This is a genomic window from Pseudoalteromonas sp. MER144-MNA-CIBAN-0113 (assembly GCF_040308965.1).
GTDB lineage: Bacteria > Pseudomonadota > Gammaproteobacteria > Enterobacterales > Alteromonadaceae > Pseudoalteromonas > Pseudoalteromonas tetraodonis.
This window is the reverse complement of record NZ_JBEOOG010000002.1, coordinates 78,563-103,517: the sequence shown is the minus strand read 5'-3', so window position 1 is coordinate 103,517 and position 24,955 is coordinate 78,563. Positions and strand designations below refer to the sequence as shown.

Annotated in this window: 22 protein-coding genes; 6 read left to right on the top strand and 16 right to left on the bottom strand. The window is 40.8% G+C overall.

The genetic code is table 11. From position 1 onward, the window contains the following. Positions 1–149 precede the first annotated feature (149 nt). Positions 150–1,238, top strand: a complete 1,089-nt coding sequence (locus tag AAEY57_RS01165; RefSeq protein ID WP_350605799.1) for a GGDEF domain-containing protein — start codon at positions 150–152, stop codon at positions 1,236–1,238. Between the two features lie 197 nt (positions 1,239–1,435). After that, positions 1,436–2,320 (top strand): Fic family protein, encoded by an 885-nt coding sequence (locus AAEY57_RS01160; protein ID WP_350605796.1) that lies wholly within the window; start codon positions 1,436–1,438, stop codon positions 2,318–2,320. 62 nt (positions 2,321–2,382) lie between these two features. On the opposite strand, the gene AAEY57_RS01155 is transcribed toward AAEY57_RS01160, so the two are convergent. Next, on the bottom strand, positions 2,383–3,567 hold the full coding sequence (locus tag AAEY57_RS01155; RefSeq protein ID WP_008113243.1) for a BaiN/RdsA family NAD(P)/FAD-dependent oxidoreductase: 1,185 nt from the start codon (positions 3,565–3,567) through the stop codon (positions 2,383–2,385). A gap of 307 nt (positions 3,568–3,874) precedes the next feature. On the opposite strand from AAEY57_RS01155, the gene AAEY57_RS01150 reads away from it, so the two are divergent. Next, complete coding sequence (locus AAEY57_RS01150) at positions 3,875–6,004, top strand: S8 family peptidase (RefSeq protein ID WP_024601747.1); 2,130 nt, start codon at positions 3,875–3,877, stop codon at positions 6,002–6,004. 73 nt (positions 6,005–6,077) lie between these two features. Here AAEY57_RS01150 and AAEY57_RS01145 read toward each other — a convergent pair whose 3' ends face one another. The 7 genes from AAEY57_RS01145 to rplU all read right to left on the bottom strand — a co-directional run bounded on the left by AAEY57_RS01145 (position 6,078) and on the right by rplU (position 11,655). Continuing rightward, on the bottom strand, positions 6,078–6,551 hold the full coding sequence (locus AAEY57_RS01145) for a peroxiredoxin (RefSeq protein WP_013465916.1): 474 nt from the start codon (positions 6,549–6,551) through the stop codon (positions 6,078–6,080). A gap of 74 nt (positions 6,552–6,625) precedes the next feature. Continuing rightward, positions 6,626–8,566, bottom strand: coding sequence for a methyl-accepting chemotaxis protein (locus tag AAEY57_RS01140; protein ID WP_350605792.1), 1,941 nt, complete (start codon positions 8,564–8,566; stop codon positions 6,626–6,628). A gap of 192 nt (positions 8,567–8,758) precedes the next feature. Beyond that, positions 8,759–9,133, bottom strand: coding sequence for a DUF3718 domain-containing protein (locus AAEY57_RS01135; protein WP_013465918.1), 375 nt, complete (start codon positions 9,131–9,133; stop codon positions 8,759–8,761). A gap of 82 nt (positions 9,134–9,215) precedes the next feature. Further along, positions 9,216–9,707, bottom strand: coding sequence for a type 3 dihydrofolate reductase (folA, locus tag AAEY57_RS01130; RefSeq protein ID WP_167378571.1), 492 nt, complete (start codon positions 9,705–9,707; stop codon positions 9,216–9,218). Between the two features lie 71 nt (positions 9,708–9,778). After that, a complete protein-coding gene (gene cgtA / locus AAEY57_RS01125; RefSeq protein ID WP_013465920.1) occupies positions 9,779–10,930 on the bottom strand; it encodes an Obg family GTPase CgtA in 1,152 nt (383 codons plus the stop codon). Positions 10,931–11,069: 139 nt separating this feature from the next. Beyond that, the gene (gene rpmA, locus AAEY57_RS01120; protein WP_004587922.1) at positions 11,070–11,327 is read right to left on the bottom strand and encodes a 50S ribosomal protein L27; all 258 of its coding nucleotides are present in this window, start codon (positions 11,325–11,327) and stop codon (positions 11,070–11,072) included. Between the two features lie 16 nt (positions 11,328–11,343). Beyond that, positions 11,344–11,655: a 50S ribosomal protein L21 gene (gene rplU, locus AAEY57_RS01115; RefSeq protein ID WP_004587921.1), complete on the bottom strand. Its 312-nt coding sequence runs from the start codon at positions 11,653–11,655 to the stop codon at positions 11,344–11,346. Positions 11,656–11,784: 129 nt separating this feature from the next. Between rplU and AAEY57_RS01110 the strand changes: the two genes are divergently transcribed. Further along, the gene (locus AAEY57_RS01110) at positions 11,785–11,940 is read left to right on the top strand and encodes a hypothetical protein (RefSeq protein WP_008114960.1); all 156 of its coding nucleotides are present in this window, start codon (positions 11,785–11,787) and stop codon (positions 11,938–11,940) included. A gap of 138 nt (positions 11,941–12,078) precedes the next feature. Further along, positions 12,079–13,050, top strand: a complete 972-nt coding sequence (gene ispB / locus AAEY57_RS01105) for an octaprenyl diphosphate synthase (RefSeq protein WP_008114958.1) — start codon at positions 12,079–12,081, stop codon at positions 13,048–13,050. Between the two features lie 75 nt (positions 13,051–13,125). Here the strand turns inward: ispB and mdh are convergent, their stop codons facing one another. Beyond that, entirely contained in the window at positions 13,126–14,058 is a 933-nt protein-coding gene (gene mdh, locus AAEY57_RS01100; RefSeq protein WP_008114957.1) for a malate dehydrogenase, read from the bottom strand. 225 nt (positions 14,059–14,283) lie between these two features. Here mdh and argR point away from each other — a divergent pair, with 225 nt between their 5' ends. Beyond that, the gene (gene argR, locus AAEY57_RS01095) at positions 14,284–14,751 is read left to right on the top strand and encodes a transcriptional regulator ArgR (protein ID WP_008114955.1); all 468 of its coding nucleotides are present in this window, start codon (positions 14,284–14,286) and stop codon (positions 14,749–14,751) included. Between the two features lie 57 nt (positions 14,752–14,808). Here the strand turns inward: argR and AAEY57_RS01090 are convergent, their stop codons facing one another. The 7 genes from AAEY57_RS01090 to aceF all read right to left on the bottom strand — a co-directional run bounded on the left by AAEY57_RS01090 (position 14,809) and on the right by aceF (position 24,950). After that, entirely contained in the window at positions 14,809–15,708 is a 900-nt protein-coding gene (locus AAEY57_RS01090) for a Dyp-type peroxidase (RefSeq protein WP_350605785.1), read from the bottom strand. 46 nt (positions 15,709–15,754) lie between these two features. Beyond that, complete coding sequence (locus AAEY57_RS01085; RefSeq protein ID WP_350605782.1) at positions 15,755–16,801, bottom strand: ABC transporter ATP-binding protein; 1,047 nt, start codon at positions 16,799–16,801, stop codon at positions 15,755–15,757. Then, positions 16,802–18,433 carry an ABC transporter permease gene (locus AAEY57_RS01080; protein WP_350605780.1) on the bottom strand — a complete coding sequence of 544 codons (1,632 nt, stop codon included), beginning with the start codon at positions 18,431–18,433 and terminating at the stop codon, positions 16,802–16,804. Beyond that, positions 18,433–19,437, bottom strand: coding sequence for a Fe(3+) ABC transporter substrate-binding protein (locus tag AAEY57_RS01075; protein ID WP_008114947.1), 1,005 nt, complete (start codon positions 19,435–19,437; stop codon positions 18,433–18,435). Before AAEY57_RS01075 ends, AAEY57_RS01080 begins: the two co-directional genes overlap by 1 nt. A gap of 914 nt (positions 19,438–20,351) precedes the next feature. Further along, the gene (locus tag AAEY57_RS01070; RefSeq protein WP_008114945.1) at positions 20,352–21,038 is read right to left on the bottom strand and encodes a tRNA-uridine aminocarboxypropyltransferase; all 687 of its coding nucleotides are present in this window, start codon (positions 21,036–21,038) and stop codon (positions 20,352–20,354) included. A gap of 410 nt (positions 21,039–21,448) precedes the next feature. Continuing rightward, the gene (gene lpdA, locus AAEY57_RS01065) at positions 21,449–22,876 is read right to left on the bottom strand and encodes a dihydrolipoyl dehydrogenase (protein ID WP_008114944.1); all 1,428 of its coding nucleotides are present in this window, start codon (positions 22,874–22,876) and stop codon (positions 21,449–21,451) included. 163 nt (positions 22,877–23,039) lie between these two features. Further along, the gene (gene aceF / locus AAEY57_RS01060; RefSeq protein WP_350605777.1) at positions 23,040–24,950 is read right to left on the bottom strand and encodes a pyruvate dehydrogenase complex dihydrolipoyllysine-residue acetyltransferase; all 1,911 of its coding nucleotides are present in this window, start codon (positions 24,948–24,950) and stop codon (positions 23,040–23,042) included. Positions 24,951–24,955 lie beyond the last annotated feature (5 nt).

Here is a 24,955-nt window from a genome sequence, read left to right as displayed (position 1 = left end):
ACTGCAATGCTGAACTGTATTTTGCATACAAAAATAGCGCAAGTTAGATAACCCTTTCTTTTTGTAGTTATTTACTCGGTACTTTTATATGAGCGGGTTATGAGTAATAATCAGTGAATAAAAAAGACACAGTCTAAGAGAAATAAAGCATGCTAGATTTTTGGTACAAAGGACTACCACAGTATCCAAAAGATCATAAAGACTTTTGGCGCACACGCTTAATTGCTCATTCATTATTAACGGCAACCTGCTACTTTTTAGTTTTAACCCTACTCAACCTGTTCTACTTTCACAGTTACGATATTGCCGCCATTGATGCATTAGGCTTAGTTATATCATTAGCTATTTATGGCTGGTTTAGTAAAACTGCAAATGTAAGTGCTGCAGCATGGGCAGTCACTATTATGATAGCTAGTTTAATAATGACATTTGTTGTCTCTGTAGGTGGCCTTGCCCACTCTTTATTTTGGGCAACACTTATCCCTCCTTTTGCATTTTTTCTCGTCGGCAGAAATTGGGGGAGCATCTTTAGCGGCATTGCCTTTTGTATTTGCGCTTATTTAACTTATAAACAACAGCAGCTAACTGTGACTATAGGTCTGGGCTCTTTATTTAATATCATAGAGGTCTGTATTGCCCATATCTTAATCTTCAGGTTTTATGAAAAAACTCGCTTTTCTGCTTATGACCATTTAACAATGCGCAATATAGAAATCCAACACCTTGCTGAAACAGATAAACTGACAGGGCTTTTTAATAGGCAAAAATTTGACTATGCATTGTCGCAAGTCATTACCAGCAGCAAAGAAACAAAAACCACAAACTGCTTATTCATTTGTGACATTGATCACTTTAAGAAAATAAACGACGCCTATGGTCATTTAGTCGGTGATAAAGTGTTAGCTGAGTTTGCTAAACTAATTAAAAGTAGCATGCCCAACCATTCATTAATTGCGCGTTGGGGGGGAGAAGAGTTTACTATTATTTTGCCAAATACCTCACTGACCAATGCATTAGCACAAGCAAACGCGTTAAAAGACTATATTTCGACACACCCTGTTGCCAACATTCAGCTAACCATAAGCATAGGGGTAGCTACCATCAGTTCTGATGATTCAGTTATTAGCGTGTTAGAACGTGCCGATAGCGCACTATACGAAGCTAAAAATAATGGTCGTAATTCAGTTTATTTTAGCGACAATAAACTAACGATAGTCGCTTCAGCTAGCCTCTTATAACTAAGTAAGATAGCCAATTAATGTATCGACACACACCAAACTAATTATAAAGAACCAATAACAGCACAAAAAAACCAGACTAAAAACCCATTAAAACTGACTTTTAAACTCAGTTCGCGTATTCTTAACCCCCTGATTTGAATAACCCCTATACCAAAATGAGCAACGCCACTCCCCCCTTCTCTATTTCAGCTAGCATGACTCACAGTATGGTAAATATTAGTGAAGTTTTAGGTAAAATCAGTGCCTTATATTCGCCAGCAATGCTTGAGCACTATAAGCAACAAAAAACCGCCTCCCTGCAAATCAATAACCTTGATATTCAATCAATATCATCTGGCCTATCAACCCCTGATAGCTTATTAGCCTTGCATCGAAGCTTAATCAAAGATCTGAGTGAAAAATCGGGCAGTTATAGGCAGCAAAGTTTAGCGTTAAAAAGTGGTTTGCAAATGGCACCACAAGCAATGCGAGTACCACAAATGGTAGAGGAGTTATTTGCTTGGTTTAAAACAACCGCGCATCATCCTTTAATCAGTAGTGCAGTATGCCATTATGAATTACAGTTTATTCAACCTTTTGCACAGGGTAATACTGAAATAGCGTGTACGTGGCAAACCCTGCAATTATCGCAGTGGCATTCGCTATTTTCACTAATAAATATTAACAATGTTATAGCGATAACTCGCCGACATTATTTTGAAAGCATTAATCTTAGTACCAAGTCCGGTGACTCATCCGTGTTTATTGAGTATATATTGGAAGCATTATTAGCGGCACTAAAGTCATTAGAAAGTGATTTAAAATCAATAACAAAAACCAAAAACCCCCAACAAACCCCTCAAGTTAAAGAGGCTATAAATGTAGACTTACAAGCCCCCCAAGTCATCGCTTTAATAAATATATTTATCCAAAGCGAAAAGCCGTTAAACCGACAAGAGCTACAAAATCAGCTAGGATTAAAAGATCGAAAACATTTTAGAGAGCGCTACTTAAAGCCTGCGATTGAGGCAGGCATAATCGAAATGACCATTCCCGAAAAACCGAATAGCAAAATGCAGCAATATAGACTTAAAAATTAGAAATAAAAATGCCACTTCAGAGCTAAAGTGGCAGGTTTAATAAGCTGTGGTGAGCTATTTTTTTATGCGTATTGCCCAGCGGCGAATCCACAGCTCCATGCGTATTGAAAATTATAACCTCCAAGCCAACCCGTTACATCGGTTACTTCGCCAATAAAATATAAACCTTTGGCTTTTTTAGCCTCAAATGTTTTTGAGCTTAGCTCGTCGGTATCTACACCACCTAAAGTCACTTCTGCGGTTCTGTAACCTTCGGTACCATTTGGCTTAATTTGCCACGCATGAATATAGTCAGCGAGTGCATCTATTTGGCCATGCGTTAGCTGGTTAATATTGCAATCAGGAATAGCTTTACTGTCATGGAGTATTTCAACAAAACGCTTAGGTAGGATAGTGGCAAGGCTATTTTTTAACGATTTTTGCGCTTGCGTTTCTCGCCAGTCAGCTAACTGTTGCTTTAAATCGAGTTCAGGTAGTAAATTGATCGTTACCGCCTGACCTGCTCGCCAAAATGAGCTTATTTGTAATATGGCAGGCCCGGATAAGCCGCGATGAGTAAATAAAATATTCTCTTTAAATACAGTGCCATCTTCGCTTGTAACTTCACAAGAAATACTAATACCCGAAAGCCCTTCAAAACGGTCTTTATCGTGTTGATGTAAGGTAAAGGGAACTAAAGCAGCCATCGTCGGCAAAACCTTTAAACCAAATTGGTCTGCAATTTTATAACCTATTGGCGTAGCACCAAGCTTAGGCATAGTTAAACCACCAGATGCAACGACTAACGACTCACAAGTAAGTGTTTCTTGCTCAGTTGTGACACTGTAACCCATTGCTGTTTTAGCAACATTTAACACTTCGTTACGTAGTTTAATAGTAACACCCGCCCACTCACACTCGGTAAGTAAAATATCAACAATGTCCTGTGCGCTATTGTCACAGAATAATTGCCCCAATGTTTTATGGTGATACGCCAAACCATGTCGGTCTACAAGCTCTACAAAGTCATGCTGCGTATAACGACTTAAGCACGATTTTACAAAATGAGGATTTGCGCATAAATAGTTATTAGGGCTCGCATTTTCGTTAGTAAAGTTACAACGCCCGCCGCCACTAATTAAAATTTTACGTCCTGGCTTTTTACCCATATCAAGCACTGTAACGCTTCGGCCGCGATACCCTGCTTGCGCTGCACACATTAAACCTGCTGCACCTGCACCGATCACAATTACATCAACGTGAGTCATTTAGTTATCTCTTAAAAACTTTGGTGGATTATAACAAAGTTTCGATAATAACCAGATAGTTGTTACATTGTTTTTAATTTATCAACAAAGGCCAATTAATGATAAAAAACACCGAAAAAATCTAATACATTAGGATCGCAACAAATAAAAAATTAAATACAAAACAATTGAAAGCTCACTGAATACGCGGTTATAACTAAATGAAATAGATACATGCGTATTTAATATTTCAAAATGGTTAACAGATCATTTACCTTTGTACCCGCTTTGTGGATATCCACAAATAATAATAACACTAAGGGTAATTATGACTTCTAATAATTCATTTAAAAAATGCGCTGTTGCGCTAACAATAAGTACACTATTTGCTGCCAGCTCAAGCATGGCTAACCCAGCGCAAGCAATCGCACCTTCAATGGCAGAAACCTCAGCCAAGTTACTAAATCAAGGTGGCTTTGAGACTCAATTCATCATTAAATATAAAAATAACAACGATATGATGAGTACCTCAACCGCTGATGCATCACCAGCAATGATGAATAAAAAAGCGCAAAGCTTTGTAAAAAACTTCACCTCAAAAAAAGGCAAAGTTAAAGCCAAGTATGTTCGCGCAATGGCACTCAATAACCATCACGTAATGCGTGCCGATAAAAAACTAAACGCTGAAGAGGCCCAGCAGTTCATGCAGGAAATGGTTAATTCGGGTAATGTTGAATATATTGAAGTCGATCAAATGCTAAAACCATTTGCGACACCAAATGACCCGCGTTTTGATGATCAATGGCATTACTATGAGCAAGCCGGTGGACTTAACTTACCAACAGCTTGGGATACGGCAACAGGCAGTGGTGTGGTTGTCGCTGTGCTTGATACGGGCTACCGCCCTCACGCTGATTTAAACGCTAATATTTTACCAGGCTACGATATGATCTCTAATCTATCAGTCGCCAATGATGGCAATGGCCGTGACAACGATGCTCGCGATCCAGGGGATGCGGTTGCAGCTGGTGAATGTGGTAATAACGGTGCACAAGGCTCTAGTTGGCATGGTACTCACGTTGCAGGCACTGTCGCTGCAGTAACGAATAACGGTGAAGGCGTTGCTGGTGTTGCTTATGACGCCAAAGTAGTACCTGTGCGTGTATTGGGTAAATGTGGTGGTTTAACCTCCGATATTGCTGACGGTATCATTTGGGCCTCAGGTGGTAATGTATCGGGTACATCAGCAAATGCTAATCCAGCCGATGTAATTAACATGAGTTTAGGTGGTGCGGGTGCATGTAGTTCAACCACGCAAAATGCCATTAATACCGCTCGTAACAACGGCACAGTTGTTGTTATTGCTGCAGGTAACGATAACGATAATTCTGCAAACTACAACCCAGGTAACTGTAATGGTGTTGTTAATGTTGCATCGGTTGGCCGTAATGGTGGTCGCGCTTATTACTCAAATTACGGAAGTAATATTGATGTGGCAGCACCGGGTGGCGCGCAAAGCTTTGCCAATGATTCTGAAGGTGTTTTATCAACTTACAATTCAGGTTCAACAACACCATCAAGCGACAGTTATGGCTTTTCGCAAGGCACCTCAATGGCGGCTCCTCATGTTGCGGGTGTTGCTGCACTGATCAAACAAGCAAAACCAAACGCGACTCCTGATGAAATAGAAAGTATTTTAAAAACAACCACTCGTCCATTCTCTGCCACGTGTACCAGCTGTGGTACAGGTATTGTTGATGCGGCCGCTGCGGTTGCTGCAGCATCTGGTGGTACACCGCCAACAACGGGTGATAACGAACTTGTTGATGGAGAAGTCAAAACCGGTTTAAGCGGTGCGGCAAGTGCACAAGACTTTTACACTATGACAGTACCAAGTGGTGCAACCAATGTTACTTTCACTATGAGTGGTGGCACAGGGGATGCTGACTTGTATGTACGTGCAGGTAGTAAACCAACCTCAACCACTTATGATTGTCGTCCATATAAAGGTGGAAACAGTGAAGAATGTTCTATTGATAGTCCAACAGCCGGCACTTACCATGTAATGCTGCGTGGTTATTCAGCCTACAGTGGCGTGAGTTTAGTCGGTAACATTACGGGTGGTTCAACAGGTGGTGGTTCAGGTACACCTCAAGCAGGTGGTGGCACGGTGTCTGATATCACAGCAAATGCAGGTCAGTGGAAACATTACACGCTAGATGTACCGGCGGGTATGGCAAGCTTTACTGTTACAACGTCAGGCGGCACCGGTGATGCAGACTTATTTGTAAAATTTGGTAGCCAGCCAACAAGCTCAAGCTATGATTGTCGTCCATATAAAAATGGTAACGCCGAAACTTGTACTTTTAGTAATCCTCAAGCGGGAACATGGCACTTAAGTGTTAATGCGTATCAAACATTTTCTGGTTTAACGCTAAGCGGCCAATACCAGCCATAAAACATCCTCTCTTTAGATAAAAAAAGCCGATACACTGTATCGGCTTTTTATTCTCTGATTAAAGTCGTCAGTTTTAAAGCGTTGCTAAAACAGCTTCAGCACTGCTTATTACAAACTCTTTGTCTTGTTCTACAAATAGACCAGTAACAACACCATTATCAACAACCATCGCGTATCGTTTTGAGCGTATTCCACCAAAGCCTGCGGTATCTTTTTCAAGCCCTAAAGCACGGGTAAAGCTAGCATCACCGTCTGCAAGCATATCTATATGCTCTGCATTTTGTGACTCACCCCACGCTTTCATCACAAATGCATCGTTTACCGATACACAATAGATAGCGTTAATACCTTTAGCCTTAATTTTATCGGCTAGCGCGATATATCCAGGTAAATGAGCATTCGAACACGTTGGTGTAAAAGCGCCTGGCACTGCAAATAACACGACTTTTTTATCTGCAAATAATTCATTGCTTGTCAGTGTTTGCATACCGTCATCGGTTAGCTTAGATAGACTAACTGCGGGTATTGTTTGACCTTGTTCAATCATGTTAAATCCTTTGGGTAATTACGTAGACTTTTAGCATACAGGTTAATATTTACGGTTTCGAGTTAATACCGAGATTAAACTGCATCACTGTCTAAACCCAATCCCTTTCTAATTGTTGCCATTTGCAGCTCTAGCTGCGAGCGAATATCAGACACCAACTCACTCGACTCATTTACTTGGCTTTTCATATTATGCATTGATTGGGTAAAGTCACTAAGGAAATTGCTTTGCTGTTTTGCAAGCTCCATTGCTTCAACTGCAACTGTGTTTGCCTGCTGAGCATTATTTGCGACCCCTTCAGAGTTTGCTTGAAGCTCTTGGGCATTTTCGGTTTGTAGCTGTGCATCCTCAGTTAACGCATTAATTTGTGAATAGACCATTTGAGAGTTCTCACTTAATAACGCCAGCTGATCGTTAATCTCTTTTAACGAACCTTGGGTTTGTATGGATAATTGCCTTACTTCATCAGCAACCACCGCAAAACCTCGACCTTGCTCACCGGCCCTTGCTGATTCTATCGCAGCGTTGAGCGCGAGTAAGTTTGTTTGCTCAGCGATGGTACGTATAACCGTAATAATATTACTCACTCCTTGCACCCCACTCAGTAATTCCTGAACACTATGCATCCCCTGCTCAATACGTTGCTGTGTATCAGAACTGGCATTAAGCATACTTTTAGCAAAACCAACACTTTGCTGCATTGCCTCATAAGTACTTTGGGCATTTTCAGCAGCCTGAGCGTTAATATGATTAACCTGCTCACCAAGTTGCTGAATATTAAGAAGCAGTTCTTCATTGTGATTTACCTGCTGATAACTCGCATTACTTTTTTGCCCAATAGTATGTAAATGCTCACTCATTTGCTGCATAAACTGGCTGACTACATTGAGCATATTCGCTCTTTCTTGCGCTTCTAAACGCTGGCGCTCAATTAGCTGGTTAAAATACTGTGCTATTTCTCCTACCTCTGTTTTAGGATTATTCACTGTAATATTTTTTAACTCATTACTTTCTATTAAAAATGCAAACCCATCTCGCAGTTGTCGTAAAGGCTGTAAAACCTGTCTGCGCTGTACCCAATAGACACTAAAAGCTAATATTACTAATCCGCCTATTGCTATTCCAAACACCCAAAACACTTGTCGTTTCACGTTATCTTGCTGTGCTTTTAATGTTTGCTCTGCCTCAATCACTGTTTTTGATACTAAACTAATTTGTTCACGTAACTCATTCGTTCCAGAATCACGTTGTTTTGATTGCGATAAAGTACTGCTTAAATCGCGCAAATAACGTTTAGGCCAACTCACCAACTCCGCTTTTATTTCAGCTGCCAAATCTTCCGGTTCCTCATCTACAAATAAAGCAAACTCATCAACCTCAGTCATTACCCCTAAGTTCGGTAACTGCTCAATATTTATAGCTAGTAAATTTAGGGTTTTTATACTTTGTTGCAGGTTTTTCTCTACCTCAGGTTGGTAATCATTGATCAACTGATAAGTCGATAAAGATAAATTAACCACTTCACTGTAATAATCACTCGCTAATTTATAATAATTAAGAGCGTTACTGGTTTGCATTGGTGCTTTTTGCGCATAATTAATGAGTGAAGAGGCTGAGCCGGCCATTTGTCTAAGCGCGTTATCTAACAGCGCAGTTTCATTGCCAGATAGTTTTCCAAGTGCTCTGTATTTACCATTAATATCTGTATTTAATGAAGTTAATTGTGCAGCTAAACGAATTTCTAATTCAGGAGGCAGCACTGTTAACTGTTGCGCTTTAAGCTGCTCAATCAAGGTCGATGATTGTTTTAGGTATTGGCTATTACCTTGTACTAAATAACTTTCCAAATGATCGGCAAGCTCGACCATTATGCTATTTTTGAATTGGCTATATGCACTATCTTGTTGCTGAAGTTTAAGTAATGTATGGCTTGCCCATAACAAGGTAGCGGCTAAAAGGATACTTGCTAACGTTAATAAAATGGCTAGTAAACGGGTAAAAAATGATACACGCATAAATATATCTCAAAACTGACATACACATAGAGTATTGAGTTTTTATGACATTTTTATGTAATAAGAGTAATAAGGATAAATACTCAGGGGGAACTAGACTTAAAGGTAGTTTAACAGGGTGTAAAATGACAATTTATCTAAGTAAAAAAAACCGCGTTTAAACGCGGTTTTTTTTATTAATTAAGCTTTTATTTAAAGGCCTGCGCGGTCTTTAATAATAGGGATTAAAGCTGAACCAGCATGATTTGCCTCAGCCCAAGCGATATCTGCGCCATCTTCAAGTGAGCTTTTTGATAAGTTTTTAACAATGTACTCACCCGTATCAACCGCATTACTTGCAACAGCGTGACGCAATAAGTTGTTACCATTACAGAAAACTGCATCATAGATATTACGTACTTTCACACGTGAACTTTTTAGTTTGCTACGCAGACGATTTTTATCATCAGCGGCAATGTATTCACAGACTGAAACAGCTAACTGATCATCAGCGCTTACAGGCGCAGTATAAGCGAACGAACCCGCTGCAATAGCAGCAATTACAACTAGCTTTGGTAATTTAATCATTGATTGGACACCCTATATTAATACTTTTTTCGTACTCGACTGTTTAATATTGTACCAACACGCTCAGATTTTGGCAATAATGTTAAGAAACTTTATTCAAAGTTACGAACTTATAACTATATTTATTTTTATCATCGGGCGTCATCAACATTTCATCTGCAATTTGCCAGTTTGCAACACTTTTATAATCAGGAAATTGTGTATCCCCTTCAACATCTAAGTCTATAAAGGTTAAATACAAGCGCTGCGCCTGCGCTAAAAACTGCTGGTAGATGTTTCCGCCACCAATTATCATCACCTCTGCAACATCATTAACAAGCTCAAGTGCAGCTTCTGGTGTGGTTACTGTTTCAATTCCTGATGCGTGATAGTCTTTATTACGAGTAATAATAATATTACGTCGCCCAGGTAACGGTCGGCCTATTGATTCAAATGTTTTGCGCCCCATAATAACGGGTTTACCAGAGGTTACTTTTTTAAAGTGCTGAAGGTCACCAGGTAAATGCCATGGCATTTTATTATCTAAGCCAATGACACGGTTATTTGCCATTGCTGCAATCATTGAAATTATCACACTAAATACCCAATACTTTATTATTAATCAAAGAAAAAGGAGCGTTAGCTCCTTTTAAATATAAACAATTATTAACGCTCGTAGACAACTTCTACGTCGTAATCATCTTCATCCCAATCATCCCAGTCATCATCATCGCCTTTAGTGGCTTTTTGATGGTAGGTATCCCACTTAAATTCAACCTCTTCGTCTGCCACTTCTACAAACTTCTCTTTAGGCATGTTATCAAGTAGCGTCATGATGTCGTGAATTAATGGCTGCGTATTTAATTTATTAATTGCAGCAATACTGTAAATATTTTCAGACTCACCCAACTCTTCTGCAATTTGCTCACATAAGGCTTTGGCTTCATCTTCAGGCAATAAATCAATTTTATTAAATACTAACCAGCGTGGCTTTTCAGCAAGCTTAGGGCTGTACTGGTGTAGCTCGTTGATGATTGCAAATGCATTATCAACAGGATTAGAGCCATCAACTGGCATTACATCTATAATATGTAAAAGCACACGACAACGCTCTAAATGCTTTAAGAAGCGAATACCTAATCCCGCACCCTCTGACGCGCCTTCAATCAAACCTGGAATATCAGCGATGACAAATGATTTGTTTGCTTCCGGACGAACAACCCCTAAGTTAGGAATCAGCGTAGTAAATGGATAATCAGCTACTTTAGGTTTTGCAGCCGATACGCTGCGAATAAAGGTCGATTTACCGGCATTTGGTAAACCCAGTAAACCTACATCAGCCAGTAGCATTAGCTCTAACTTAAGGTTACGTACTTCACCCGGTGTGCCAAGTGTTTTTTGACGTGGAGCACGATTAGTACTTGATTTAAAACGCGCATTCCCCAAGCCATGGAAACCGCCTTTTGCAACCACAATTCGTTGACCATCTTGGGTTAAATCCCCTAATGATTCTTGTGTATCAACATCAATGATACGTGTCCCTACCGGTACTTTTACAATCAGATCTTCACCTTTTTTACCCGTACAATTACGGCTTTGACCGTTAGTACCGCGTTCTGCTCTATGAAAACGCTCGAATTGATAGTCAATAAGGGTATTTAAGTTTTCATCAGCTTGTAGATAAACACTACCACCGTCTCCACCGTCACCGCCATCAGGTCCACCATCTGGAACATATTTCTCACGACGAAAAGACACGATGCCGCTGCCACCGTCACCAGCTTCTGCGCGAATTTCTACTTCATCTACAAACTTCATGATTACTCACTTTAGGGATTGGCTTGTTAATAACTCTATTATATACCCAAGCCGTGCTGATTGCAGGCTGGGCTTGGGTATATATTTTGCTTAAAACAAAAAACCCCGCAAAGGCGGGGTTTTTTAACTACCTTGCTGATTACTCAGCTACGATAGTTACGTATTTACGGTTTAAAGGACCTTTTTGTTCAAACTGAACTTTACCATCTGCTTTTGCGAAGATAGTGTGGTCTTTACCGATACCTACGTTTGCGCCAGCATGGAAACGAGTTCCACGTTGACGAACAATGATGCTACCCGCTAGAACTGATTCGCCACCAAAACGCTTAACACCTAGGCGTTTGCTTTCTGAATCGCGACCGTTACGAGTACTACCAGCTGCTTTTTTATGTGCCATTTCTAAGTACCTCTAATTAAGCGCTAATGCCAGTGATTTTAACTTCTGTGAACCATTGACGATGGCCCATTTGCTTACGAGAATGCTTACGGCGTCTAAATTTAACAACCTTAATCTTCTCACCGCGACCGTGTGAAACAACCTCAGCTGTTACTTTACCACCGTTTACGAACGGTACACCAATCTCGATCTTCTCACCATCAGCAACTAAAAGTACTGAATCAAATTCAACTGCTGCACCAGTTTCAACGTCTAATTTCTCAAGACGAATTGTTTGACCTTCAGTCACACGGTGCTGTTTACCACCACTTTGGAAAACCGCGTACATAATTAACTCCGTCTGTGCGCCCTCAAATCGACGCAACTAAAATATTCTTCAATAGGGCGCGAAGTTTACGCTAATGCGAAAAAACTAGCAAGCCTCTTTTTGTAATTAAATGAATAAAAAGTAGCTGCATTGAGAGCAATTCAATATTTCCCCTATTTTATATTAAAATCCCCCTTTGCCAAGCGCTTTTTAACGGTTAGAGAAAATAAATTAGCAATCGCAAAGCAAGCCTATGTAGTTCAATTAACCGTCAAGGATGATTCAAATTTAAACCAGGGTGTTTAATCAATTATTCACCAAGTTAATAGGTCATTTAACCTACTTAAGGGTGTTTTTTTAAGGAATCATCACAAAATATCGAGCTTATGCGTTTTTTGTTGTACAATCTGCGCCGTTCACACATTAAAATTGGCTCGGAGATCAATGGATATAAAAGCTATCCAGGCGTTAATCGAAAGCGATATGAATGACGTCAATCAACTAATACATGCGCAAATGCGCTCAGATGTGGCGTTAGTTAATCAACTTGGTTTGTATATTGTTAACAGCGGTGGCAAACGTGTTCGCCCCATGTTGGCTATTTTGGCGGCTAAAGCGCTAGGTTACCAAGGTAAAGATCACATTACGCTAGCAACAATTATTGAATTTATTCATACCGCAACGCTTTTACATGACGATGTAGTAGATGAATCTAACTTGCGCCGTGGCACACCCACAGCAAATGCCGAGTTTGGTAATGCTGCTAGCGTACTGGTGGGTGATTTTATTTACACCCGCTCGTTTCAGCTAATGGTGGGTCTTGGTAAAATGCAGATAATGCAAGTATTAGCCGATGCAACCAATATTATTGCTGAAGGCGAAGTGCTGCAATTAATGAACTGCAACGACCCTGATACTACTGAAGCCAGTTATATGCAGGTTATTTACTCTAAAACCGCCAAGTTATTTGAAGCTGCAACAGGGCTAGCTGCTATTATTACTGAGCAAGATGACAGTGTATTAAACGCACTTAATTTGTATGGTATGCATTTAGGCACTGCTTTTCAGTTAGTGGATGATGTTTTAGATTACAACGCTGATGCCGACCAACTTGGTAAAAACATTGGCGATGATTTAGCTGAAGGTAAGCCGACGTTACCTCTTATATATGCAATGCAACACGGTAGTGAGCATCAAACACAGTTAATAAGAGACGCTATTGAGCACTGTAATGGTATGGAGCACCTTGACGAGATACTCGCTGCACTTAAACATACCAATGCCCTTGAGTTCACTATGCAAAAAGCAGAGCAAGAAGCAGAGAAAGCAATTGCTTGTTTAGATTGCTTAGCTGAATCAAGTTACAAGCAAGCGTTAATTAGCTTAGCTAGAATAGCGGTTGACCGCGACCACTAAGTAATACTGTGTAGATAATTCCGAGCAATAAAAAAGCCTGCAAGTGCAGGCTTTTTTATGGGTTAATTTTGGCTATTACGCCATAAAATCAACACCTTCTTTAATGTCTTTTTTCAGAGTTTCAAGCATGTCATTTTTTGCTTGCTCTTCAAATGCGCTTAAAGTGCCGTAAGAAAGAATTTCTTCTACGCCATTTTTACCTAAACGTACTGGATGTGCGAAGTACTCTGCATCGCCATTTTCAACAGCAACGTATGCATAATCTACAACGTCTTCACCTTGTAAGCCTTTAACTAAAGACATACAAAAACGTGCTGCAGCAGCACCCATTGATAATGTTGCAGAACCACCGCCCGCTTTAGCATTAACTACTTCAGTACCCGCGTTTTGGATACGTGGAGTCAGTGCAGCCACTTCTTCATCAGTGAAAGTAACACCTTCAACTTGAGAAAGTAACGGTAGGATAGTTGTGCCTGAGTGGCCACCAATTACTGGAACTTTAACGCTTGCTACGTCAACGCCTTTAAGCTCAGCAATGAACGCTTCAGAACGGATCACATCGAGTGTTGTAATACCGAATACACGTTTAGCATCATAAGTACCTGCTTTTTTAAATACTTCAGCAACAATTGGTACAGTGCCGTTAACTGGGTTAGTAATAATACCCACAAGCGCTTTAGGACAGTTAGCAACAATGCCTTCTGCTAGTGTTTTGATGATACCAGCGTTAACATTAAATAAATCAGCACGATCCATACCTGGCTTACGTGGCATACCCGCTGGGATAAGAACGATATCACAACCTGTTAATGCTTTATCTAGTGCATCTGCACCAAAACCTGCAACTTTAACATCTGTTGGGATGTGAGAAAGGTCAACAGCAACACCAGGAACTACTGGCGCAACATCATATAGTGATAATTCAGAGCCAGCTGGTAAACCTGTTTTTAATAATAAAGACAACGCTTGACCGATACCGCCTGCAGCACCTAATACAGCAACTTTCATTGGAATTCTCCGTGATTTAAGGTAGGAAATATTTGTGGTTCATAAGATAAAGAAATTAACGACTAAAAACAAATTTATCCTGCCTATTTTAGCTATATTTTCGACCATAGTTGTAAACTTTGCTGTTTAAACGCAGCAAAATGGCAACTTAAGCAAACAACTGCTGCATAATTATGCATTTTTGTGTAGAATTTGCAGTATCTATTACATAACTAATTAGACACTATGCAACCACAAGATAAACAAGAAGCATTGGTTAAAGCCTTTAAAGCACTTTTAAAAGAAGAAAACTTTGGCTCACAAGGCGAAATAGTTGATGCGTTAAAAGAGCAAGGCTTTGATAATATTAGCCAAAGTAAAGTGTCGCGAATGTTAAGTAAGTTTGGCGCGGTACGCACCCGTAATGCAAAACAAGAAATGGTATACTGTTTACCCGCCGAAATGGGGGTACCAACCGCTAAGAGCCCATTACGCCAGCTCGTTATTGATATTATGCATAACGAAATGATGATTATTATTCGCACCAGCCCAGGCGCTGCGCAGCTAATTGCGCGTTTACTTGATTCATTAGGTAAAGCAGATGGCGTATTAGGAACAATTGCCGGCGATGACACTATTTTTATTGCGCCAGCGAAAGTATCAGAAATAGACCTCACATTAGAGCGTGTGCGTATTTTGTTTGATACGGTTTAAACTCGTTTGGTTATCACTGTTACGGCTATACTGATACGTAGCCGTTACTGGCTTGTTTTATAACTGCTTTAAAAATCGCACTGAGGGTGCAAAAAACGCAGAGCCCATATCTGCTTGAGTAAAATCAAGCCAATGGTCGTAATACTCCCCCTGCCCTAATCGGCTATTGAGTACTTTCTCGAACGCATCCCCTTTAGCCGAGCACGTAATCATTAACATCCCCTGCTCATACACGTCGCCATAAGGCATACTTTGATTTAGTAATAATGCTTGCCCCTGTTCATCTTTTAATTCACTTCGGGTTGCATGGCTGCTCTCAAGTGCGGGGCTTATTAGGGTATTGTCGAGACGAGTACGCCCCATTATTTGTTCTTGTTCTTGCAACGACAAGTGCTGCCATAACGTTAAGTCATGCTTATAGCGCTGAACATGAATATAGCTGCCTTGATCTTCAAAGCTATCAGGCTTATTAACGAGGGCCGTTACCCGTTTTTGACGACCATGCGGGGTATCACCGGCATAAATAAAACCATTAAAATCACGGCCATCTAAAAAGCGAAAATTACGAATTTGCTCAACCAGCTCAACATCAGGGTTGAAAAGTTTTAATATTTGCAATGCAAACAGGTGGTTTACATCTTCTCTGTCTGAGCGGATTTGTACAAATAAATCGCATGGCCTTGCACTCATAACAAACTCGCTATGGGTAATATTAGGAAAGCTTTGCAGCTCACTTGGCATATAATCAGGCAGAATGTGTGGCCAATATTGCGCGCCAATGGCGACCATACAAGAAAGCATAGATTCAGAGAATTGATCACTAAACTCATCTTCAATATCGCTCACTTTTTTAAGCTTAGCGCGAAGTGATTCGTCGTGACCATCAAGTACATTAAAAAATAAGTGCAAACCGTGTAAGTTTGCTTCAGCACAAATCCCTGATTGCGCTTGCGCCATTGTCATTCCTTACTTTTTAGAGCAAAACACAGCGATTAATTACGATTCAAAAAAAATTCACCGTGTGCGGTTTTATTTTTATTATAACCTGTTCATTAATTTCAAATGACTGGCCATACTGGGCTGCAACTTCTATTTCTTGCTCATCAATAACCACAGTGTATACATAAGCGGAGCCAATAAAGCGACTACTTAATATACTAACCCGCTCAGATTGCTGTTGCGTATCGTTATTACTAACAAGTTCAAGTTGATGCGGACGCACATAAATAACGCCCTTATCGGCCACGCCATGCTGCTGTGGCTGTATTGATTCAACCACCCCAAACTGCGTTTGATATTCAGTGGCGGTTAATGCGGTTGCGCTTAAGTATATGCCCTGACCCAGAAACTCTGCAACCTCCTTTGAACGTGGTTTAGCAAAAAGCTGTTCTGGCGTACCTTGCTGCGCAATTTTACCTTGGTGCATAACCGCTAGCGTATCTGAAAAAGCAAACGCCTCTTCTTTTGAGTGAGTAACAAACACAGCCGATACTTGCTGCGCCTTAATAATGCGCCTAATGTCGGCAATTAACTCAAATCGTACTTGGGTATCAATATTAGAAAATGGCTCGTCAAGTAACAGTAAGCTAGGTTTATAAGCTAATGCGCGTGCAATCGCTACTCGCTGCTGTTGCCCACCAGAGAGTTGATGAGGGAATCTATCGGCGCAGCCAACCAAGTGCACAAGTTTTAACATTTCATCCACGCGAGCCTGTTTATCCGTTTTGCTCATACCGCTTAGACCAAAGGCAATATTATTCGCCACCGTTAAATGTGGGAATAATGCGTAGTCTTGAAACATCATGCCAATATTACGATGCTCTGGTGACACAAACGTATTGGCGTCACTGACTAACTTACCATCAATAAATACCTGTCCTTGTTTGGCTTCAATTAACCCTGCAATGGCTTTAAGCGTGGTGGTTTTGCCGCAGCCACTGGCTCCGAGTAAACACACTATTTCGTCTTTACCTAAGGTTAAATCTAAATTATCTACAACCTTAGTCCCGTTATATGCATAGCTCACGCCTTGTAAAATCAAACTACTCATTTAACTACGTTGCTCCATTGAACGGTTAATAAAATATAACGGAATAAAGCCCACCACCACTATAAATAAAGCTGATATAGAGGCCAGCTCTAATTGTTCGTCACTGACATATTGAAACACGTGCGTTGCTAAGCTTTCAAAGTCAAAAGGCCTTAGCAGTAAGGCTGCGGGCAGCTCTTTCATACACTCAATAAAGACCAATAAACCTGCGGTTAATAAGCCTCGGCGCAATAAAGGCAAATGCACTAAGCGTAATGTGCGGCCTTGGCTTTTCCCCATTGACTGACTTGCCATATCAAGCGAGGGGCTAATACGTGAAAAGCTTGACTCTATGGCACCATGTGCAACTGCGTAAAATCGCACTATATAAGCAAAAATAATAGTGACTAAGCTGCCAGTAAGTAATAAGCCAATATCTAAATCATAAGGGGTTAAAATGCGGTTAATGGTGTTTTCTAATAGTGTTAGTGGCAACAATACCGCAATCGCTAATACTGTGCCGGGTAACGCATAGCCCGTACTGGCCAAACGCCCAGGAATTAATGGATTTGTTTGTTTAGCAATGCGCTGATAAAACACCACTAAGATACTCAGTATAATAGTCACCACACTGACTACAGCTGCCACTTTTAAACTTTGCCATGCATAGCTAAAAAACTCACTATTCCACGCTTGATCAAAATACATAACTGCATATTTGAGCAATACAACCATCGGAATAATAAACGAAATAATTAAAATAAAGCTACAAAACCCAGTTGCTAGCCACGCAGACTTGCCTTTGAGGATATAAAGCGCCTCGCTGTTCACGCTCGATTGACGCTCAAACACCGCTTGGTTACGACGGCTAAAACGCTCGGTGATCAATGCTAAAAACAGCAATAACAACATCACCCCTGAAATTTTTGCTGCTGCAGTTAATGAATAATAGCCAAACCAGGTATCGTATACGGCAGTGGTTAATGTACTGACAGCAAAATAGCTTACGGTGGCAAAATCAGCCATGGTTTCCATGCTGATCAAAGCAAGTGCCGCTACAATGGCACCACGGGATAATACAAGGCTGACTTTAAAAAAGCTTTTCCATGCATTTAGCCCCATTAACTGACTGGCTTGGACTAACTTAAAAGATTGTTCTCGCAGTGCAGTTTTAAAAATTAAATATAAATACGGGTAGAGTACCAGCGCAATCATAACAATAGCCCCTGGTAAGGTGCGTATATCAAAAAACCAGTAGTCACTGGGTGATTGCCAACCAAACCACTCTCTTAGAGTTATTTGTACCGGCCCCGCATAGTCGAGTAAATCGGTGTACACATAAGCAATAATATAAGTAGGCATGGCAAGAGGCAGCATCAATGCCCATTCAAATTGTTTTTTACCAGGAAAACGGCAATAAGCGGTGAGCCAACCCAGTGGTAACGCAATAAAGCAGCTAAGTAACCCTACACCTAAAACCAGTAATACGGTATTACTTATATAGTCCCACAGTACGGTATTCCACAGGTGGGTAAATACCTCTGAGTCGCCTTGTAAAGATTCTACTAGCAGAAAAAACAACGGGGTCGACAGCAATAACCCCGTCGACCACGCAATAAGCTGCCACTTCGACAGCTGAAATTTATAAGTCATTAAAGATCGAACTTCACCTCATCAATTAGCTTAAGGGCTAACGGACGATATTTGCTAATTTCATCAAGCGGTAAGCTGTCTTCCTTAAAGCTTCCCCATGATGCAACCAAACTAGAAAGTTTCACACCTGGCTTAACCGGGTACTCCATATTGAGCGAGGCATACATATTTTGCGCCTTATTGTCGGTCATATACTCTATAAGTTTCAAGGCATTTTCAGGGTTTTTAGCATACTTAGTAATTACCGCACCCGATACGTTAATATGCGAACCACGGTTAGTTTGGTTTGGAAAATTAATATTAACCGCATCTGCCCACGGTTTTTGCGCTTCATCTTGCAACATTTTACCTAAGTAGTAACTGTTACCTAAAGCTAAATTACATAAACCTTCTTTAACGGCTTTCACTTGCGCACGATCATTTCCCTGCGGCTTACGCGCTAAATTCGCTTTTACACCCTCCAGCCATGTTTTAGTCTGGACTTCACCATGATGAGCAATCATAGAAGCCACTAACCCTAAGTTATAAGGGTGTTTACCAGAGCGAGTACAAATTTGACCTTTATATTCAGGTGCAGCTAAATCTTCATAACTCAGCTCAGGTAATGAACCTAAACGCTCTTTTGAAGAGTAAACATTTCGCACTCGCTTAGTGAGCGCCACCCACTGACCATCGCCATCACGAAATGCAGCCGGCACATTCTTATTAACCTGCTCACTATCAATAGTTTGCGTTAGCTTTAGCTCTTCTAATTGAATTAACGCACTAAAGTTAGACGTTAAAACTAAATCTGCTTTACTGTGTTTGCCTTCACGCTTAACACGCTCGATTAGGCCTTTTTTAGCAAACACAACATTAGTTTTAATGCCTGTTTGCTGTGTAAAATCATCTAAAATAGGTTTAATTAAAAAAGGTTGTCTAAATGAGTAAATATTTACAACATCGGTTGCAACAGCAGGTGCTGAGATAATTAGTCCAACGACAAGCGCTAGTGTTTTTTTCATATTTTCTTACCTGACTAATAATTATTATCATTAATTTTACCGCGATGAACTAAAAAGTGCACACTTTATATAATTACTTAGTGATAAATACGCCCAAAAAAGAAAACCCTTGTAAGATATCTCTTACGCTTATGGCAGTAAATGAGTAAAAACACCCTGCATAACACCCCATAAATACAGCAAGCCATTGTATTTTAAATAATTTATAAATATTTCATTTGTAAGAACATAAACCATAAGCGGTTTTATCCTACATTTACTGCAAATCACTCTCTATAATTAACCCATAAATAAGCAACGACGCTTACCGAGTAAATGGAAACGGATTAACTACTCGAGTACCAAGGTTTGGTTTTTAGGATAACAGGGATTTAAGGACAGGCTCAGGATGAGTATCGCAATGGACTGTTGCACAAAGGATAGCATCAGGATGATGCATAATGGATAACAACATCGGAATAGTTGTTTATAAAGGATAGGGAACAAAAAGGACAGGCCTTAAAGGCAACACAACGGAATGGTAACAAAGGGAATGCACTCGGATGTGCAATAAGGATTGGTAATAGATTTTACCTTACAGGATGTTTTAAGGATTTATGGAGACAGGCCCGGATAGCCTATATTACATAGAACTAGAAAGTAATATTGTAATAACACGGATCGTAAAAATTGGAGTTGATTAGGTTCAATTGCAGGATGCAACAAAGTTAGAAGATTCCGCAAGCGCGACTAGAGATGGTTCGCGCTTTTCTTTTGCCTGAAAGTCAGCGGTCAGCGGTCAGCGGTCAGCGGTCAGCGGTCAGCGGTCAGCGGTCAGCGGTCAGCGGTCAGCGGTCAGCGGTCAGCCAAGATTATATACATTCAAACTATGAACAAGCATTAAATCCAGCCTTTTCGTATCAACATCTTGCAGTTTATTCCGGCCTGCCTTTGTTGCGCTTACCGAGTAAATAGGCGTCGCGAAATTTGATAAAATGCTGTTCTAATTTAGTACTCGCATCAACCTCATTCGCTAATGCCAATACCATAATAGCCACTTCTGCCGTACCTAACTGGTGAGCATGGGGTGCTACACGTAATCGGTAATCTGAGAGCTTTTGTGCGGTAATAGAAAGCACGGGCAAATTATCTAGATAAGGACTTTTGCGGATCATTTTTTTAGCTTCACGCCATGTACCATCTAAAAATATAAATAAAGGCGTTTTACCTGCAACAGGCTCTACTTGCGTTACTACTCTATCTGTTTCAACATCTTCTGCAGGAAAAATCACAAAAGGTTGATACTGTTCATTACTCAACAGTGCTAATAAAGCAGGATCTGGGGAGGTTCTATCCCAACGAAACGCGTGATTATCAGGCACTATTTCAGCAATTAAACGCCCTGTATTAGACGGTTTAAAACTTTCATTATGATACATAAGTAAGCATACTGCAGCGTTGCAGCTTGCGTACTCAGCGCCCTCACAAATACAGTAATGCTTGGCAATTAAGCATTGCTCACAGCGATCCATTTTTCCACCACGGGCATTAAACTCACGTCGAGATTCACTTATTTGCTGGGCACGTAATGCTAAAACTGAATTTTTTAAACTCTGGGTCACTGTGGGTATTTACCTATAAATTGATGGCTGCGCATTGTAGCTAAAATAAAAGAAAATAGATATTAGCGGGCAACGGGCAACGGGCAACGGGCAACGGGCAACGGGCAACGGGCAACGGGCAACGGGCAACGGGCAACGGGCAACGGGCAACGGGCAGATAGTAAAATAAAACACTGGGCTCTTTGCAAACACAATTTTTATATTGTTAACGGGAGTTTACCTCGCGCAGGTTTAGTTTTGAGGTTTTAAGCCCGTTGCCCGACACTCGCAGCTCGACATGCTTTAGTCTTTGTTTTTGCACCATAGAGACGCTGCGCTAGATAGAACAATCTTTTGCTAAACGCTGAGGCTATAAAAACAAAAAACCCAAGCCGAGGCTTGGGTTTTTTATCGCGATTAACTAAAAGAAATTACTTCTTCTTTTTAACTGCTTTTTTGTTTGGTAAATCAGTGATTGAACCTTCAAAAATTTCAGCAGCAAGGCCGATTGATTCGTTCAATGTTGGGTGAGCATGAATTGTCAGCGCTAGGTCTTCACCATCTGCACCCATTTCAATACCTAGACCGATTTCGCCCAGCATTTCGCCTGCGTTAATACCAATCATAGCACCACCGATAATACGGCCGCTTTCTTTATCAAAAATAAGCTTAGTAGAACCTTCAGTACGTGAAGAAGCAATAGCACGACCCGATGCAGCCCAAGGGAATACAGCTGTTTCAATGCTTAAACCTTGCTCTTTCGCTTCCTTTTCAGTTACACCCGCCCATGCAATTTCAGGGTCAGTGTAAGCAATTGAAGGAATACACTTAGGATCAAAGTAATGTTTTTGACCAGAGATAACTTCAGCAGCAACATGGCCTTCATGAACCGCTTTATGCGCAAGCATAGGCTGACCCACTAAGTCACCAATCGCAAAAATATGTTCCACGTTAGTACGTAATTGCTTATCAACGTTAATAAAACCACGCTCATCAACATTCACACCCGCTTTATCAGCGTCTAACATGTTACCATTTGGTGTACGACCTACAGCAACAAGTACTTTGTCGTAACGTACTGGCTCTGCCGGTGCATTTTTGCCTTCAAACGTAACATATAAACCATCGTCTTTTGCTTCAACGCCAGTTACTTTAGTTGAAAGCATTACATTAAACTTGTCTTTAACATGCTTTTGGTAAATTTTAATGATGTCTTTATCAGCAGCAGGAACAAGTTGGTCTGCAAATTCTACAACATCAATTGCAGAACCTAGTGCACGGTAAACCGTACCCATTTCAAGACCGATAATACCACCACCTAAAACAAGTAGCTTTTCAGGAACATCTTTAAGCTCTAGCGCGCCCGTTGAATCAATAACGCGATCATCCTCAGGGATGAAAGGTAAGTTTACAGGTTTAGAACCCGCAGCAATAATTGCGTTATCAAAGGTAATGGTTGTTTTACCGTCAGCGCCTTCAACATCTAAAGTGTTGCTACCAGTAAATTTACCGTAACCAGATACAACTTTTACTTTACGCATTTTAGCCATGCCGTCTAAGCCACCTGTAAGCTGGCCAACAACAGAGTCTTTCCAAGAACGAACTTCATCTAAGTCAATTTTTGGTGCGCCAAAAGTAACGCCGTGAGATGACATTTCTGCAGCATCATCAATCACTTTAGCTACGTGTAAAAGTGCTTTAGAAGGAATACAACCAACATTAAGACATACACCGCCTAATGTCTCGCGAGATTCTACTAATGTAACTTCTAAGCCCAAGTCAGCAGCGCGAAAAGCCGCAGAGTAACCACCAGGACCACCGCCTAGTACAACAACTTGAGTTTTTAATTCGTTGCTCATGCTATTACCTTTATTGTTTGAACGGGACACAGCCCCAAAATTTAACTGCCATGTTTCTGCAAGGCAGAAAAGGGCATTTGTGCAAATATTGTATCATTGCAAATGATAAAAATCCCAGCTAAAAACAACTGGCTGGGATTTGATTTTACTCACTCTGTAGTGATCACATCACTAACTGGCGTATATCACTCATGTAACTTGCAAGAGTAACAGTAAAGCGTGCAGCAAGCGCACCGTCAATCACTCTATGGTCGTAAGACATTGAAAGTGGAACCATTAGCTTAGGCTCAAACTCTTTACCATTCCACTTAGGCTTCACTTCAGATTTAGACACACCTAAAATTGCCACCTCAGGCGCATTCACAATCGGCGTAAATGCCGTACCGCCAATGCCACCTAGGCTTGAAATAGTAAAACAACCACCTTGCATATCTGATGAACTTAACTTGCCATCACGCGCTTTAACAGATACTTCCATTAGTTCACGAGAGAGTTCAATAATGCCTTTTTTATCAACATCTTTAAACACTGGTACAACTAAGCCATTTGGCGTATCAACCGCTACACCAATATTAATGTACTTTTTAAGGATTAAGCTTTCGCCATCCTCTGAAAGCGATGAATTAAATGTAGGGAACTCAGCAAGCGCTTTAGCAGCTGCTTTCATTACAAACACGAGTGGCGTAATTTTAACACCAAGCTTTTTCTTCTCGTTAAGGGCATTTTGCTCTTTACGGAACTGCTCAAGGCTCGTGATATCCGCTTCATCAAACTGGGTAACATGTGGGATTTGCACCCAGTTACGATGTAAGTTTTTACCTGACAGCTTTTGAATACGAGAGAGTTTTTTCTCTTCTATTTCACCAAACTTAGCAAAATCAACTTTTGGCCATGGAATTAAACCAAGCTCACCGCTACCAGCATTGCCTTTAGCTGCTGGTACTTGACCAGACTCAACTTGCTTAACCAGTTGCTTAACATAGTTTTGCACGTCTTCTTTAACAACACGGTTTTTACGGCCCGTGCCTTTAACGTTGGCAAGGTTAATACCAAACTCACGTGCTAAACGACGAACCACTGGCGATGCATGTGCATAAGCGCTATTGTTTTCAAAGCTTTCAGAGCTTACTTTAGCAGATGATGCTGCTGGTTTTGACTCAGCCTGAGCTGCCGGCTTAGATTCTGCTTTAGGTGCTGATTTTTCTGTAGGTGCTGCAGCTGGTGCACTACCCGCCACTTCAAATACAAAAATCAATGAGCCCGTTTTAACTTTATCGCCAGTCGCTACTTTAATCTCTTTTACAGTACCTGCAAATGGTGCTGGTACTTCCATGGCGGCTTTATCGCCTTCAACGTTTAAGATAGATTGCTCTTCTTCTACGCTATCGCCAACCGCAACCATGACTTCTGTTACTTCAACTTCGTCATCACCAATATCAGGCACGCTAACTTCTTTAGTGCTTGATGCTGAAGCTTGTTCAGCTGGCTTCTCTTGTGCTTTTGAATCAGCTGCAGGGGCGCTTTGGTTATCACCACCCGCCACTTCAAAAACAAATACTAATGAACCCGTTTTCACTTTGTCACCAGTATTTACTTTAATTTCTTTTACTGTACCGGCAAAGGGGGCTGGTACTTCCATTGCCGCTTTGTCGCCTTCAACGTTTAAGATAGATTGCTCTTCTTCTACGCTATCGCCAACCGCAACCATCACTTCAGTCACTTCAACTTCGTCATCACCAATATCTGGCACTGTGACTTCTTTGGTTGATGAAGCCGATGACGCAGCAGGTGCTGCTTCCTCGGTTTTTTCAGCTTCTTTAGAGTCAGCAGCAGAGTTTTGCGCTTCACCGTCAAAGATAAACACTAAAGTGCCTGTGGTAACAGTGTCACCCACATTCACTTTAATTTCTTTTACCGTACCGGCTTGCTCAGCAGGTACTTCCATCGCAGCTTTATCACCTTCAACACTTAACAGTGACTGGTCAACTTCAACTTTATCGCCAACACTCACTAGTATTTCGGTTACTTCTACTTCATCGCCACCGATATCAGGTACTTTAATTTCAATACTCATTGCAA